Origin of the sequence: Paenibacillus sp. FSL R5-0912 (genome assembly GCF_000758605.1) — a bacterium.
Classification (GTDB): Bacteria; Bacillota; Bacilli; order Paenibacillales; family Paenibacillaceae; genus Paenibacillus_AQ.
This window is the reverse complement of sequence record NZ_CP009282.1, coordinates 2808398-2822792: the sequence shown is the minus strand read 5'-3', so window position 1 is coordinate 2822792 and position 14395 is coordinate 2808398. Positions and strand designations below refer to the sequence as shown.

Genomic DNA, 14395 nt, shown 5'->3' with positions numbered 1-14395 from the left:
CTATAGCTCTCAGAATTCAGACGGAAGGTCGCCGAGTGCCGATTTCAAGCTGCCGAGTGCTCCTGTGATGAAAAGTTTAGCAGCAAACTTCGCCCGCTTATGCGCATCTTCTTCCGCAAACTCAGGGTTGAACAGTATATCCATCTTCAGACGGTCCAGCATTCCGATATACGCCTTAGCCATCAGCTCCGGCTCCGACGCCCCGCCTTCCAGTAATACCTTCACTACCGCCTGCATATAGGCTTCCATGAACTGTGCCATATACTCTACCAGTTCGGGATTATTGTTGGGTGCCCGGAAGAACAGCTTCGTATGCTGCTTGCGCTCATAATAATAGAACAGATGATGCTCGGCAATGACGGAGAGCTTATCAGTCAGTATAGAGCAGCTACTCAGCTTGGCTTCAAGCTGCTCCAGGAACCCTTCACAATCCCGGCGGGTTACCGCCATGAACAGTTCTTCTTTACTTTTAAAATATAAATAGACCGTGCCCTTGGCAATTCCGGCACGCTCTGCCACTTCCGACATCTTCGTTTCGTAGAAGCCGCCTGAACCGAAAAGCTCGTAAGCGGCATCCAGAATAGCTGCATGTTTGTGTACGGATGCGCTGCTCAACGGTTCACCTCCCAACCTTGATAATAAAATTAATGCCGGATAACGTAACTAAGGCCCGGCTATCTCCTATACGGCTCCTATGTAGCTGGCCAGCAGGGCCACCACGCCGCCGATGATTGAACTTACAGCATTTACAGTATCATTGTCCATCCAGCGCCAGCCCCGGGCGTACACGGTGGGCTTACCGCAGTGCTGCGAGGCTTCCACCTCGCGGCCGCAGACCGTGCAGCGGTTCATCCGCTGCACCGTTGCCCCCAGCACCGAGTCAGCAAAAGCTCCGGCAAGTCCGCCCAGCAATCCGGCGAGCACCAGCGTCAGCAGGGAATGCGGCGGCATGCCGGAGGCTGCCCGCAGCAGCCAGGAGGCCGCGCCAATCAGCGCACCCCCGGCAGCGGCAGCCAGCGTGCCCGGCAGCGATACACCGCCGGAGGTACCCGCCTGCAGCACCTTCCCGGTCAGCACGGACCGCGGCGGCCGCTTGGCCAGCGTACCAATCTCTGTCGCCCATGTATCCGAGGTCACGGTAGCCATAACCCCGATGAACAGGAAACCCCAGATTTCCAGCGGATAAATCGCGTTAAGCAACACCAGCAGCATGCCAAGTCCGCCGTTCGCGAAGACCTGGCCGGCATCCCTGCGCCCTGTTTTATCATAGGTAGCCTCAAGCTCGGCCTTATTCTCATGATGAAGCTTGGAGAGCAGGCTGGAGGAGATGAAGAACAGCAGCAGAATGCCGAACCAGAAGGCATTGCCTGCCCCAAAATAGATGGTTCCCATCACAATCGCCGCCAGCATGCCCGAGAGGCTCAACGACTGCTTCCAGTATGCGGCCCCGGCGACCAGCAGCGCACCGCAGGCCCCGATCAGCCATTGCAGCACTTCAAGTCCTGATAACATCGCCCTAACCGATCAGGCAGGTGCCCATTAGCGTATCGCCCCAGAACAGCTCGAAAGAATCGCCGGGCACTACAGGTCCCACGCCAGCAGGCGTTCCGGTGAAGATGATATCATCCTTGCCGAGCCCGTAGCGGGAGGCAATGAATTCAACAATTTTTTGCAGCGAGAAAATCATGTTCTGCACGTTCCCGCGCTGTACCTCAATTCCATTCTTGCGGACGGTGAAATCCGTTGCTTCCAGCTCCTCCTGCTCAGGAAATGCAATGTAGGGAGTCAGCGGCGCCGCATTCTTGAAGCCCTTGGCGGGTGTCCAGGGCAGGCCTTTTTTCTGCAGATCATTATGCACATCACGGAGCGTGAAGTCGAGGCCCAGCGCCATCACATCCACCAGCTCCTCCACACTCATCCCCGGCACGTAATCACGCGCAATACGCAGCACCAGCTCACCTTCATAATGGATCAGTCCCTCATCTTTGGGCAGATGGATGATCGCTTTATCAAGCGCAACAGCCGCATGCGATGGCTTCAGGAAGATCAGCGGCTCGGCCGGTACCTGATTGCCGAGTTCCTCCGCATGTAATTTATAATTGCGTCCTACACAGTATACATTATTGACCGCTCTACTCATTGATGGTTCAGCTCGCTTTCTTCTCAGATTATCAGAACGAATGGATCTTATAGATGGATTAGAATGGATCTTAAGTCAGGCCTACAAAAAGATATCGCCCCAAATATCCGGGCGGTTCGTACAGATCATGATATCCGAATGCATGGCGGACAAGCGCCGCATCTCCTTAGCTTTATTCACTGTCCAGGCCATGATCTTCACGCCCCGTTCAGCCAGGGATTTCGCCAGAACCGGGCTAAGCCGGTCAGAGCTGATGGATAAGAAGGAGCAGCCCAGCTCGTTCAGCTTTTTGGCCGGATCGCCTGACCTGGAATCATAGATCAGACCGGTACGGAACCGCGGGTCCAGCTCCTTAATCCGCTGCAGCGCACCGGCGTCGAAGGAGGTCAGCACCACATCCTCACGCATTCCCATGGTATTCACCTGGTCGATGACCGCTTTCTCAAGGCCAGGGTACATCTCCCCGCTGGTCTTCAGCTCAATGTTAAGCCGCAGTCTGCCTGACGCCAGGCTGAGCACCTCTTCCAGGGAGGGGACCCGCTCTCCGCGAAAAGCACGCCCTTTCCAGCTCCCCGCATCCAGACGACGTATATGTTCATAGTCCATGTTCTTCACCTTGCCGTGTCCATTGGTCGTGCGGTCCAGCGAATAATCATGGATGACCACAGGCACGCCGTCCCTCGTCAGTTGCACATCAATCTCCATCCACTGCACAAAGGGCAAGGCAATCGCCATCCGTACGGCCGCCAGCGTATTCTCGGGAGCTTTCCCGGAAAATCCGCGGTGGGCGACACACATGTTATTCATCATCTTTGGCACCTCCAGCAGAAGTAGGATTTATTGGGCCGGCTGCACAACGGTACCGTCATTACGGATCTTGACCAGACCGGAGGATAAGGATTCCACCTTATGCAGCAAAAGCTGTCCGTCCGCCTCATTCATCGGCACCGGTTGTCCCAGCTCAGCATCCATCGGACTCAGCTTGAGGGAGCACTGCCCCTCCTTGCTGCATTCCGCCTGGAATACAGCCGTCTCCCAGGTTGCCGGAAGACTGGAACGTGTGAAGATAAAGTTTCCTGTGCTGTAGGCAATCCATTTCCCTTTGTAGGGCTCAATCCCCTGCAGCACATGCGGATGTCCGCCCATCACCAGATCAGCTCCAGCATCGATAAAGCTATGCCCCAGCGTCTGTTGGGTCTTGTCATATTGCTCCATCCGCTCTTTGCCCCAATGGACAACAACTACGACAACATCGGCTTGTTTTTTGGCAGCGGCAATGGCCTTGAGTGCTTCTGCGCTGTCATAGACAGAGGCGAGACCCGGCTTGCCTGCTTCGGCCTTCCATTCGATCACCGGCATCACCCGTGTGAACCCGAGCAAGGCTATTTTGATACCCTGCCGCTCAAAATACTGCGCAGAGTAAGCTTCCTTGCTGTTCTTTCCTGCTCCGACATAAGGAATGCCCCGCTTGCTCAGGTGCTTCAGGGTATCCAGCAAGCCCTCTTCCCCCTGATCCAGGGTGTGGTTATTAGCCAGATTGACTGCATCTACGCCAGCTGATTTCAGTGCATCCAGCGCTTCCGGAGCTCCCTTGAATACAAACTGCTTGTTCGCGGCACCTACACCGCCAGTAGTGATCGGTGTCTCCAGGTTGACCACGGTCAGATCATCCTTTTTGAACATCCCGTCAAGTGCACTGTAAGAATAATCGTACCCCTTCTTCTGCAGCAGTTCCGCTACCTTACCGGCAAAGATGACATCTCCGGCAAAATTCAGCTTCACCGTCCCGCCTGAAGCGTTCTCCGGCAAGCCTGATATCTGGCCTCCAGCATTTCCCGTTGCCGTTTGGGGTTCAGCCGTTGCCGCTTCCTTAACTGTAGGAGCAGGCGTAATCACGGCTTCCGCAGTCTCCGTAGGCAGCGCAGTGGCCTCCGGTGTTGCTTCAGGTGTTGGCTCCGGACTGGCTGTAGCCTCTGCTGTAGGTGCCACCTCCGCAGGAGCTGCCGCTGTTGCAGAAGCTTCAGGCGAAGGCGAAGGATCGGCCACCACAACCGGAGGAGCTGAACTCTCCATATCTTTGTTATCCATGAAAGAATAGGCCAGCAGGCCGGCAATCATCAGAAGCAACACTACATTAAACCATGCCCAGACCGTTCTGCGCCTCTTTTTGCTGCTATGTTTCTTGCTCTGTCTACTGCGTGACCTCGGCGGATACATGAGTACTGGTAATCTCCTTTACCCTTAAAGTGTTTCTATTATAGCATATCTCTTCCGTGTCACTCCAAAGTAACCCATAGTCTTCCCGCCCCGCCGAGCGTGGCCTTGGCTTCAATGATTATTCCGGCACTTTATACATTTCCCTATAAAAAACGGTGAAGCGCCACTGCTCCGCTCCACCGCTTCCGTTATACCGTTACAGCCGCCGGTTCCGGCAGCTTCTCTAAATGGGCTGCAGCAGTCTCAGCCGTAAGCTTCGCCTGCTTAATGCAGTCCGGCATGCCGATGCCGTCATAGCCCGCGCCAAAAGCATACACACCCGGCAGCTTCTCCTCCAGCTCACTTCGCAGGCCGGCGATCCGGCCGGGATGGCCTACCGGATATTGCGGCATGGAATGCCTGAGCCGGGTAATCTCTGTGAACAGCGGCGCTGCAGTGATCCCCATAATTTCCTTCAGGTCTTTGCGTACCAGTTCAGCCAGCGCCTCATCCGGCAGGTCTACATTCTGTTCATCCCCAGACCGTCCGACGTAACAGCGCAGCAGTACCTTATCATCCGGGCTGGTATGCAGCCATTTCGTAGAAGTCCAGGTACAGGCCGTGATGTTCCGCCCCTCTTTGCGGGGGACCAGGAATCCGGATCCGTCATATTCGGTAACGATATCCTTCTTGGTAAACGCCATGACCACATTAGCCACTGATACATAATTGACAGCATTCAGCGCGGATACATCCACATGCGGACGCAGCAGCTCTGCGGCAGCGAAATTCTGCACGGTTACATAGACATCATCAGCTTGCAGCAGTTCACCGTTGTCCAGCTCCACCTCATAGCGCGGTGCAGTAGAGGCCTCTGCGGACACCCCCGCCCCGCTCCGTACTTTGATGGACACCGCTCCCGTTCCGGTCCGCTGCTGGGCATCCTGCAGATCATGGATCAGGGCATGCACCAGGCTCTGCAGCCCCTGACGGAAAGTCAGGAACGCGCTTTTCTTGGTTCCGGTATGGGTCTCCGCCGGCTTCCTGCCGGTCGTCATCCCGCGGATCAGACTGCCGTACTGGCGCTCGACCTCGCCGAACTGCGGAAAAGTAGCCTGGAGGCTGATCTTGCGCATATCACCGGCATAAATACCGGCGAGCAGGGGCTCGGTCATATTCTCCAGCACCTCTGTACCCAGACGCCGCTCGATCAGGTCACCGAGCGATTCATCCTCGGAGCTGCGGCGCGGCGGAAGAATGAAATCCATCATCGCCCGCATTTTACCGCTGAAGGAGACGAGGCCGCTCTTCAGAAACGGCTTCAGCTCCGTAGGAATCCCCAGAACAAGCCCGGCGGGCATCGGGTGGAGCTTGCCGCGCTGCAGTATGTAAGTCTTCTTGGCATTCGGATTCGTAGTCACCAGCTCGTGATCCAGCTCCAGCTCTCTGGCCAGATCAACCATAGCTGTTTTGCGGGCCAGGAAGGAGTCCGGACCTTTCTCAATGACAAAGCCGTCACGGTGCAGGGTCTCGATTTTACCGCCAAGGCATTTATCCTTCTCAACCAATATAATTTCCGGCTGAATCCCGGCTTCCCGGTAAAACTTGCGGACGTAGTAAGCGGCACTGAGGCCGCTGAGGCCTCCGCCGATAATTACTACCTTGCGCGGTGAACCGCTCATGATTGCTTCACCTGTAACTGCCCGGCCTTCGTACGCACCACATCGCTCAGCACTGACATATACGCCGGATCGCTATTCAAGGAATCAATCCGCAGCAGCCGCATATCCAGCTCTGAAGCCAAGGCCTGCGCCTCAATATCCAGATCGTACAGGACCTCTAAGTGATCAGATACGAAGCCAATGGGAGCGGACAGCACATATTTCACCTGAGCTTCGGCCAGCTCACGCATCGTATCCAGAATATCCGGACCCAGCCACGGCTCTGCAGTTCTGCCCGCGCTCTGCCAGGTGAACTGCCAGGACTCCACACCTGCCTGGTCGGCAATGGCTTTGGAGGTTTCCAGCAGCTGGTCACGGTACGGATCGCCCATAGCCAGAATACGTTCCGGCAGGCTGTGTGCGCTGAACAGTACACGCACTTCATCCCTCACCGCTCCGGTTTCCTCGAATTCATCCAGCTTCGCGGTCACCCGGCGGCTAAGCACATCAATCAGCTCCGGATGCATATGGTAACTCTCGACAAAATCCATATCAATTCCGCAAGCATCCGCTTTTTCCTTGGCCCGCTTGATATAGGTTCCAACGCTCATCACCGAGTAATGAGGGGCCAGCACAATGCCTATCGCCTGGGTAATCCCATCCCGGACCATCGCCTCCACACCATCTTCAATGAAAGGTCTGGCATGCTTCAGCCCCTGGTAGCAGACATACTGAATCTGCCCGCTGTTCAGCTTGGCCTGCAGGGCCTCCACCTGGCGGTCTGTATTCTCCCTGAGTGGGAACACGCCTCCAACAATGGCTTCGTAGCGTTCCTTCAGCTCTTTCAGCTGTTCAGCGGAAGGTGCATTGCCTCTGCGGATATGCGTGTAATACGCTTCTACATCCTCCAGACTTTCAGGCGTGCCGTACGACATCACGAGTACTCCAATTTTGGTAGTCACGGTTTCCATCCCCTTTTACGAAATATGTTCATAAAAACAAAGAGAGCAGCAATTGCTGCTATCTCATGTACCTTGCTTTAATTACGCCAGCGGTCCGGCTGCCTGTTTCAAGGCCGCTGCTGAATACTCATGTACATAATCCGTTAATTCCTTAAGTGTGTCCAACGAAGCTTCAGGAAATAATCCATGGCCCAGATTAAAAATATAACCCGGTTGTCTGATGCCTTCATCGATCAGTTCTTTCGCCCGTTCTTTCAATACGTTCATTGGTGCGGTCAGCAGATAAGGATCCAGATTGCCTTGAATCGCGAATCCTCCGCCAGTTCTGCGTCTGCCTTCGGTCAGGCTTACGCGCCAGTCCAGTCCGATCACATCGGCCTGGAGCTTGGCAAGGCTGGGGAGCAGCTCCCCTGAGCTGACACCCGGGAAGTAAATCTTCGGAACATCCAGATCAGACAGCTCGGCAAAAATCCGGGTGATTGTCGGCAGCACATAGGTTTCAAAGTCACGCGGGGCCAGCGCTCCAACCCAGCTATCGAACAGCTGGAACGCCTTACCGCCGCTTCGGACATGGGCGCGAAGATATGCGATAACCATATCGCCCAGCTTCTCCATCAGCTTCTCCCACACGCGGGGCTGGCTGAACATCATTTCCTTGGTGCGGTGATAGCTCTTGGAGGGTCTGCCTTCAATCAGATAGCTGGCAATGGTGAAAGGCGCTCCTGCAAAAGTGATCAGCGGCACGTCCAGCTCTTTGTCGAGGAGGGAAATCGTTTCCAGAATGTGGCCCAGATCCCCTTCCACATCAATCGGCTTCAGCCGGTCGACATCCGCCGCCGAGCGGATTGGATTCTCAATGACCGGGCCGATATTCTTCACGATGTCGAAGTTCACGCCAAGGGAAGCTACAGGATTCATAATGTCTGAATATAGGATGGCCGCATCCACACCCAGCTTACGCACAGGCATCAAGGTTATTTCAGCTGCAAGCTCCGGCTGTCTGCAGATCTCCAGCAGCGAGTATTTCTCCTTGATTTTACGGTACTCGGGATCATAACGGCCGGCCTGCCGCATGTACCATACGGGAACGTGCTCCGTACTCTGCTGTCTGCAGGCGCGGATAAAAGTGTCGTTGTAGGTCATGATAAGATCTCCATAAGATTTGATAGGTTACTGTGAAAACACATAACATTATTATGCCCTTTTTGCCAGCGGGTAACAACCGCTTCACCCTTAAGGGAATGACAATCCCATGACATTACTATGACAAGTGTTGCACTGCACGGCTAAAAAACTATGATATACTGATATAATGTCAATTTTTCGTGAACTATTTATCATTGAATCCCCTGAAAGGAAGTGAAAGCACTTTGAAGAATTGGGAGACCTGGAAAGTCAACCTCATGGTGCTTTGGTTTGGCCAGTTTCTGGTGAATGCCGGCATGACTATGATTACCCCTTTTCTGTCCCTTTATCTCGCTAAAGACCTGGGTGTGACCGGAGATCACGCGATCGGGATGTGGGCCGGACTTATTTTTGCCGCAAACTTCTTGACCTCGTTTATCTTTCAGCCCCTATGGGGCAAGCTTGCCGACAAATACGGCCGCAAAATCATGCTGCTGCGCTCCAGCTTCGGTATGGCGATTGTCATCGTGCTGATGGGCTTCGCGCAATCCCCGATGCAGCTCCTGCTGCTCCGCCTGCTGAACGGCACCATCTCCGGCTTCAACCCCGCCTCCATCGCGCTGGTCTCGGGAACCACCCCGAAACCGCGTATGGGCTTCGCCATGGGACTGATGCAGTCCGGCGCTGTAGCCGGTACGATTCTCGGTCCGCTGATCGGCGGCTTGCTGGCGGACTGGATTGGGTTCCGTCCGATCTTTTATGTCGTGGGTGCGCTCTTGTTCGTTGCCTCCCTGCTCGCGTTATTCCTGGTCAAGGAGAAATTCGACCGGGTGGAAGCCGCGCAGGTGCCGCAGGTGTCTGTGCTCGAAGGCTTCAAGGAGCTGGCTAAGGTGCCGCAGCTGCCTGCCCTGTTCGGCGTGACGTTCCTGCTGCAATTCGCCATGATCAGCCCGATGTCGCTGCTGCCGCTCTATGTGGAGAAGCTGCACGGCTCCGCAGTGAATATCGCCTTCTGGGCCGGCATGGTCAGTGCCGTCACCGGCATCTCGAACATGCTGGCCTCTCCGCTGCTCGGCAAGCTCAGCGACAAGGTCGGCGCCCACCGGATACTGACCTATGCGCTGATTGGCGCGGCGCTGTTCCTGATCCCGCAGGCCTTCGTGACCAGCGTCTGGCAGCTGATCCTCGTCCGCTTCCTGATGGGCGTCTTCATGGGCGGCCTGCTGCCCAGCGTCAACGCCCTGATCCGTTCCTACACACCTGACGGCAAGGAGAGCCGGGCCTTCGGCTTCAACAGCAGCACACTGGCACTCGGCAATATGCTGGGCGCGGTCATCGGCGGCTTCCTGTCCGGATATATCGGGATCGAAGGGCTGTTCATCATCTCCGGCGCGTTCCTGCTGATTAATACGGTCTGGGTAAGGCTCAAGCTGTACAAGAAGACTGAACCCCGGTTGTTCCGTTAGCTTAAGACAAGGCAAGCCCCGATTGGAGAGGACTAGCTACTTAACCATCGCCAGGGCCAGTCCGTCATAGGCGGGCAGCAGTGTGCTGCTCAGGCGGGGATCGGCTGCAATCATCTCATTGAAGCGCCGCATCGCCTGAACCGCCGGTCCGTTCTTCTCGGCATTGAGCGTACGGCCGCGCAGGAAGATGTTGTCCCCGGCAATGATTGCACCCGGTGAAGCGAGCCGAATCGCATATTCCAGATAATTCGGATAGTTCTCCTTGTCGGCGTCGATGAAGAAGAAATCATACTTTTGGCCCTGCGCTTCGAGCAGCATCAGGCTGTCCAGCGCCGGGCCGATTTGGTATTCTACCGCGTCCCCGAAGCCCGCCTGCTCCAGATGGCTATGGGCAAGCTTGGCATAGTCAGCCTTAAGCTCCAGGGATGTCAGGCTGCCGCGCTGCGTGAAACCGCGGCACAGGCAGATTCCGCTGTAGCCTCCCAGCGCACCGATCTCAAGTATCCGGCTGGCACGGGAAAGGGTAACCAGCATCGTCAGCAGTCTGCCGTAGCCTGGAGCGATGGACACCTCCGGCATTCCGTTTGCTGCGATGGCCTGTTTGACTTTTAATAGTAAATCATCCTCTGTATATAGCTGTTCGCTGTATTCTTCCTGATTCTGCATATGTATTCTCCTTTAAATTTCATTTTGTGTAGCACGGACGGGCATTGTGTAGAACCCTTCATTACCCTATACTGATATCTGAACGCTCTAATGGTTCACATTCACATGGAGAGCAAGCTTCTCTTATTGTACTGGCTTTGCGTATTTATCCACAAGTTAAACGGAGTTGAGAGCATTTGGGCAAATTACAATTGATCGCCACCGCCCCCATGGGGCTGGAGGCTGTAGTAGCGCGTGAATTGAACGAACTGGGTTATGAGACCACGGTCGAGAACGGAAGGGTATTATTCAGCGGAGATTATATCGACATCTGCCGCTGCAATCTGTGGCTGCGCACCTCTGACCGTGTATTGGTCAAAATGGGCCAGTTCCCGGCCAAAACCTTCGATGAGCTGTTCGAAGGCGTCAAAGCGATTAATTGGGAGGACTGGATTCCCGAGAACGGCGAATTCCCGGTAGAAGGCCGCTCCCATAAATCCCAGCTGACGAGTGTTCCTGCCTGCCAGGGGATCGTCAAGAAGGCGATTGTCGAGAAGCTGAAGCTGTCGTACCGTACCGAGTGGTTCCCTGAGAACGGGCCGCGATATGTGGTTGAAGTCATTCTGCTGAATGACATCGCGCTGATCACCCTGGACACCACCGGACCGGCGCTGCACAAACGCGGCTACCGCCGCCAGGCCACCGAAGCACCGCTGAAGGAGACCATGGCTGCGGCCCTGATCCAGCTCAGCCGCTGGAACGGCCACCGGCCGCTGTACGATCCATGCTGTGGTTCCGGCACGATTCTGATCGAGGCCGCGATGATCGCCTGGAATATCGCGCCGGGTCTGCGCCGCTCCTTCCCGTCCGAGCACTGGCCGGAGATTCCCCGGCGGCTGTGGGAAGAAGCCCGCGAGGAAGCCTTCGACGCTGTTCGTGACGACTACCCGCTGCAGCTGACCGGCACCGACATTGATCCGGAAGCGATTGAGATTGCCAAAGCCGCCGCCAAGAGCGCCGGGCTCTCCGGTGAGATCACCTTCAAGCATATCGCTGCCGCCAAGGCCCGCCCGGAAGGCGAATATGGCTGTATTATCACGAATCCTCCATACGGGGAGCGGATCAGTAATGATAAGGAAGTGGAGAAGCTGACCCGCCAATTCGGCGAGATGATGCTCTACCTGCCGACCTGGTCCTTCTTCGCCATCAGCCCGTACAAGGAATTCGAGCAATACTACGGACGTAAAGCGGACAAGCGCCGCAAGCTCTACAACGGCCGGATTGAATGCCAATACTATCAATACCTCGGTCCGCTGCCTCCGCGTAATTAGCAGGAGTGGCGGTTAACAACGATCAGATAACAAGCCTTAAGTTCCGTGCAGCCGGTCTGCGCTGCGGACTTAAGGCTTGTTTGTGCTAAAACCAACCGCTGAAGCAAAGAAACCGGCCCGGCCCTCAAATACTGCATTGGGCTACCGCGAAGGTAACCCGGCCAGATGTATGCGAAAAACCGAATACATTGGGCTACCACGAAGGTAACCGGGCCCAATGTATGCGAAAAACCGAACACATTAGGCTACCGCGAAGGAAAGCGGGCCCAATGTATGCGGAAAACCGAACACATTGGGCTGTCGCGAAGGTAACCGGGCCAGATGTATGCGAAAACAAACATGTCTTCCAAGGCACAACTCCAGCATGAAAATGAGCAGCGTGGCTAAAAAACAGAACATCGTCTTTTCATTTATTTAACATATTTTAACGGAAAACCGAACACAATTGGACTGGGTAAGCCACGTAAGCCAAATGTAATCGAAAAACCGAACACAATTGGAAAGGGTGCACCGCGTAGGCCAAATGTAATCGAAAAACCGAACACAATTGGACTGGGTGCACAGCGTAGGCCAAATGTAATCGAAAAACCGAACACAATTGGACTGGGTACGCCGCTTAAGCTGAATGTAATCGAAAAACCGAACACAATTACTGGGTACGCCGCTTAAGCCGAATGTAATCGAAAAACCGAACACAATTGGACTGGGTAAGCCACGTAAGCCAAATGTAATCGAAAAACCGAACACAATTGCTCCGAATGTGGTCGGTTTTTCGCATACATTCGCGGGTCGTATTAGTCTTTATACCAGATCTGGACTTTGGAGCGACCCTATATACTCATAGTACATAATTCGCTGAGATCCTCCGCTTGCTACAGGGCGAAATTCCCCCTTTTCCACCAGCATGCGGCTGTATTTAATGACTGTAGTGGTATGTATTTTAAGCTCTCTCGCTGCATCACCCGGACGAAGAACAAGATGGTGACGGATGGCTGACCGCATCAAATCTCGTTCAATTTTAGAATAGGATTTCTCTGTTTCCTTATTTGTAGTTCCTGCCGACAAATAAGGAAACAGAAGGTTCCGCAGCGCGGAAAGGATGAAAGACGGATTTTCTTTCATCTCATCCAGCGATATATAGTACCATACATTCCTGTGACTGCAGGAAAAGCCCCCGGTTCAGATACATCCTGATATTTACTCCGATCCGTGCCATGTGAGCCAAAATCCATAATCTCAAAAGCAATACGCGAAGATCCGATCTCCCACAGTTTATCGACAAAGTAGGATCTGCCGCGCCAGGCTTTAACTTCATATTCCGGATGCAGTCCCTGAAAATGTCCGGCTAGCGTCCACCAAACCTGCTCGACAAACAAGCGGTTACCATAGCCATGCCCCCGCTTTAGCGCATCAAGCCGCTCCCCCTTTCTTCGTTTAAGATGATCGCTCAACCATTGATCATCTTCCGTCGTAAAGCTCATATTCATCCCCTCATTCTGCAATAAAATTTGAATTTAAATCAAGTAGAAACGGCTACGCCGTCCTTGAAACGACGGTGCGTTTCAGCGAGAAATAGAAGGATAAGTTGTCATGCGCAGCATATAAATTCTTATATTTACACAAAACCCCGCCTCCTTCCGAATGGAAGAGAGACGGGGCATGCTTGTATCTATAAATAGTGTGTCCCTTTAGTCTGGAAACACAATACAAAAATGTCAATATAGAAATTATCCGCATCAGACCAATGTATTCGTTTGTCCGCATACAGTTCGCACAACAAAACAACCCCCGCAAACTTATGCAGAGGCTGTTCTTGTGTTCTATCACTACCAGAGCTGATCTATTTCTTCACTGCCGGCTGCTTGACGAAAGCTTCCGCTTTGGCCAGCACCTCATCTTCTGTCGGAGCGCTGATGTAACGGCCGTTGATATAGACAAACGGGCGTTTGCCGCAAGGTCCGCAGTAGGAGATACAGCCTGTTTTGATCTCGGCGTCAGGCGCCATCTTCAGCAGCTTGGGCACGATGCTTTTCATTTTGATATGATTGCACTCGTCACATATTCTTATATCGTTAGCCATGAAGCAACCCTTCTTTATGTCCGTAAAATACGGGCGGATCAATTAGTGATCGCCATGATTTCCTTTAGACGGATTAGTAATAACGAAGCCTTCCTCAGGGAAGTAGAGATAATCAATCTTCACACCATCCAGCAGCGGCTGGTTCGGATCAAGAATAACATCGATTTCTTTGTCAGTGGAGATGACTACGTCGTTCTCCTTAGGCGTGTCCAGATCCAGGCCGTAATGGGCATGGTCACCGTGGGAATGCGTAATCGCTACGCGCAGTTTAAGCTCGCTGTTGCCTTCAAGCTCCATAGTTTTCTTTATCACTTTAGCCGCATTGCGGGTAATTTTGACGTTCATTCGATTCCATCTCCCGGGCATCTATAGTTTAAATACTCAATAATTCATTTTAAGGAATATAGAATGTAAAAGCAACCATATTGCTGAAATACATCAGATAGAGCATTTAAAAGTGTCGTAAAACCGTCATCTTAGGCTCTTCAGCGCCGGGTATTTGCGGTCCATCCGCGAGACGAACCAGCCCATCAGCAGCATCGTCACCCCGATGTCATCAATGGGTATAAACGGCATGAAATCAGGCAGCACCCAGTACAGCAGCGCAGGAATGGTGAACAGCAGCTTGTCTCCCATCGCGACGTCCGGTGAAATGATATATTGCCAGGAGCTGCGGAATATATGAGACCATTGTTTGAGCGACAACAGTTTTCTGAATTTCATTGAGTAGTCCTCCCTGCTTCATTTGCTTATGTCATTAGAAAAGGGCACAGCCGCCAAGCACCTGTT

The 14395-nt window shown here is 53.7% G+C and carries 16 protein-coding genes; 2 read left to right on the top strand and 14 right to left on the bottom strand.

Annotated features, from left to right (window positions below):
• Positions 1 to 9 precede the first annotated feature (9 nt).
• The 8 genes from R50912_RS11760 to hemE all read right to left on the bottom strand — a co-directional run bounded on the left by R50912_RS11760 (position 10) and on the right by hemE (position 8102).
• Positions 10 to 615: a TetR/AcrR family transcriptional regulator gene (locus R50912_RS11760; protein WP_042235008.1), complete on the bottom strand. Its 606-nt coding sequence runs from the start codon at positions 613 to 615 to the stop codon at positions 10 to 12.
• Between the two features lie 66 nt (positions 616 to 681).
• Positions 682 to 1491 carry a DUF92 domain-containing protein gene (locus tag R50912_RS11755; protein WP_042242162.1) on the bottom strand — a complete coding sequence of 270 codons (810 nt, stop codon included), beginning with the start codon at positions 1489 to 1491 and terminating at the stop codon, positions 682 to 684.
• 25 nt (positions 1492 to 1516) lie between these two features.
• Positions 1517 to 2140: a fumarylacetoacetate hydrolase family protein gene (locus R50912_RS11750; protein WP_042235006.1), complete on the bottom strand. Its 624-nt coding sequence runs from the start codon at positions 2138 to 2140 to the stop codon at positions 1517 to 1519.
• Between the two features lie 81 nt (positions 2141 to 2221).
• Positions 2222 to 2947 (bottom strand): glycerophosphodiester phosphodiesterase, encoded by a 726-nt coding sequence (locus R50912_RS11745; protein WP_042242159.1) that lies wholly within the window; start codon positions 2945 to 2947, stop codon positions 2222 to 2224.
• Positions 2948 to 2977: 30 nt separating this feature from the next.
• The gene (locus tag R50912_RS11740; protein WP_042235004.1) at positions 2978 to 4357 is read right to left on the bottom strand and encodes a CapA family protein; all 1380 of its coding nucleotides are present in this window, start codon (positions 4355 to 4357) and stop codon (positions 2978 to 2980) included.
• Between the two features lie 188 nt (positions 4358 to 4545).
• The gene (gene hemG, locus R50912_RS11735) at positions 4546 to 6018 is read right to left on the bottom strand and encodes a protoporphyrinogen oxidase (protein WP_042235002.1); all 1473 of its coding nucleotides are present in this window, start codon (positions 6016 to 6018) and stop codon (positions 4546 to 4548) included.
• Complete coding sequence (gene hemH, locus R50912_RS11730; RefSeq protein WP_042235000.1) at positions 6015 to 6968, bottom strand: ferrochelatase; 954 nt, start codon at positions 6966 to 6968, stop codon at positions 6015 to 6017. The genes hemG and hemH overlap by 4 nt, the downstream gene beginning before the upstream one ends.
• Positions 6969 to 7040: 72 nt before the next feature.
• A complete protein-coding gene (hemE, locus tag R50912_RS11725) occupies positions 7041 to 8102 on the bottom strand; it encodes a uroporphyrinogen decarboxylase (RefSeq protein ID WP_042234998.1) in 1062 nt (353 codons plus the stop codon).
• Positions 8103 to 8329: 227 nt separating this feature from the next.
• On the opposite strand from hemE, the gene R50912_RS11720 reads away from it, so the two are divergent.
• Positions 8330 to 9550, top strand: a complete 1221-nt coding sequence (locus R50912_RS11720) for an MFS transporter (protein WP_042135690.1) — start codon at positions 8330 to 8332, stop codon at positions 9548 to 9550.
• A 36-nt stretch (positions 9551 to 9586) separates the two neighbouring features.
• Here R50912_RS11720 and R50912_RS11715 read toward each other — a convergent pair whose 3' ends face one another.
• Positions 9587 to 10216, bottom strand: a complete 630-nt coding sequence (locus R50912_RS11715) for an O-methyltransferase (RefSeq protein ID WP_042234997.1) — start codon at positions 10214 to 10216, stop codon at positions 9587 to 9589.
• Positions 10217 to 10392: 176 nt separating this feature from the next.
• Between R50912_RS11715 and R50912_RS11710 the strand changes: the two genes are divergently transcribed.
• Positions 10393 to 11526 (top strand): THUMP domain-containing class I SAM-dependent RNA methyltransferase, encoded by a 1134-nt coding sequence (locus R50912_RS11710; RefSeq protein WP_042234996.1) that lies wholly within the window; start codon positions 10393 to 10395, stop codon positions 11524 to 11526.
• Between the two features lie 410 nt (positions 11527 to 11936).
• Here R50912_RS11710 and R50912_RS34910 read toward each other — a convergent pair whose 3' ends face one another.
• The 5 genes from R50912_RS34910 to R50912_RS11690 all read right to left on the bottom strand — a co-directional run bounded on the left by R50912_RS34910 (position 11937) and on the right by R50912_RS11690 (position 14329).
• Positions 11937 to 12173, bottom strand: a complete 237-nt coding sequence (locus R50912_RS34910; RefSeq protein ID WP_156123084.1) for a hypothetical protein — start codon at positions 12171 to 12173, stop codon at positions 11937 to 11939.
• 471 nt (positions 12174 to 12644) lie between these two features.
• Positions 12645 to 13007, bottom strand: a complete 363-nt coding sequence (locus tag R50912_RS35880) for a hypothetical protein (RefSeq protein ID WP_231637830.1) — start codon at positions 13005 to 13007, stop codon at positions 12645 to 12647.
• A 359-nt stretch (positions 13008 to 13366) separates the two neighbouring features.
• A complete protein-coding gene (locus R50912_RS11700; RefSeq protein ID WP_042234994.1) occupies positions 13367 to 13606 on the bottom strand; it encodes a YuzB family protein in 240 nt (79 codons plus the stop codon).
• Between the two features lie 42 nt (positions 13607 to 13648).
• Positions 13649 to 13951 carry a HesB/IscA family protein gene (locus R50912_RS11695; RefSeq protein WP_039308768.1) on the bottom strand — a complete coding sequence of 101 codons (303 nt, stop codon included), beginning with the start codon at positions 13949 to 13951 and terminating at the stop codon, positions 13649 to 13651.
• Positions 13952 to 14077: 126 nt separating this feature from the next.
• On the bottom strand, positions 14078 to 14329 hold the full coding sequence (locus R50912_RS11690; protein WP_042234992.1) for a hypothetical protein: 252 nt from the start codon (positions 14327 to 14329) through the stop codon (positions 14078 to 14080).
• Between the last annotated feature and the right edge of the window lie 66 nt (positions 14330 to 14395).

Coding starts and splice junctions, on each gene's coding strand:
- R50912_RS11745 (WP_042242159.1), bottom strand. CDS start 2,947: ATGAATAACATGTGTGTCGCCCACCGCGGATTTTCCGGGAAAGCTCCC.
- R50912_RS11750 (WP_042235006.1), bottom strand. CDS start 2,140: ATGAGTAGAGCGGTCAATAATGTATACTGTGTAGGACGCAATTATAAA.
- hemH (WP_042235000.1), bottom strand. CDS start 6,968: ATGGAAACCGTGACTACCAAAATTGGAGTACTCGTGATGTCGTACGGC.
- R50912_RS11690 (WP_042234992.1), bottom strand. CDS start 14,329: ATGAAATTCAGAAAACTGTTGTCGCTCAAACAATGGTCTCATATATTC.
- R50912_RS11740 (WP_042235004.1), bottom strand. CDS start 4,357: ATGTATCCGCCGAGGTCACGCAGTAGACAGAGCAAGAAACATAGCAGC.
- hemE (WP_042234998.1), bottom strand. CDS start 8,102: ATGACCTACAACGACACTTTTATCCGCGCCTGCAGACAGCAGAGTACG.
- R50912_RS11700 (WP_042234994.1), bottom strand. CDS start 13,606: ATGGCTAACGATATAAGAATATGTGACGAGTGCAATCATATCAAAATG.
- R50912_RS35880 (WP_231637830.1), bottom strand. CDS start 13,007: ATGAGCTTTACGACGGAAGATGATCAATGGTTGAGCGATCATCTTAAA.
- R50912_RS11695 (WP_039308768.1), bottom strand. CDS start 13,951: ATGAACGTCAAAATTACCCGCAATGCGGCTAAAGTGATAAAGAAAACT.
- R50912_RS11715 (WP_042234997.1), bottom strand. CDS start 10,216: ATGCAGAATCAGGAAGAATACAGCGAACAGCTATATACAGAGGATGAT.
- hemG (WP_042235002.1), bottom strand. CDS start 6,018: ATGAGCGGTTCACCGCGCAAGGTAGTAATTATCGGCGGAGGCCTCAGC.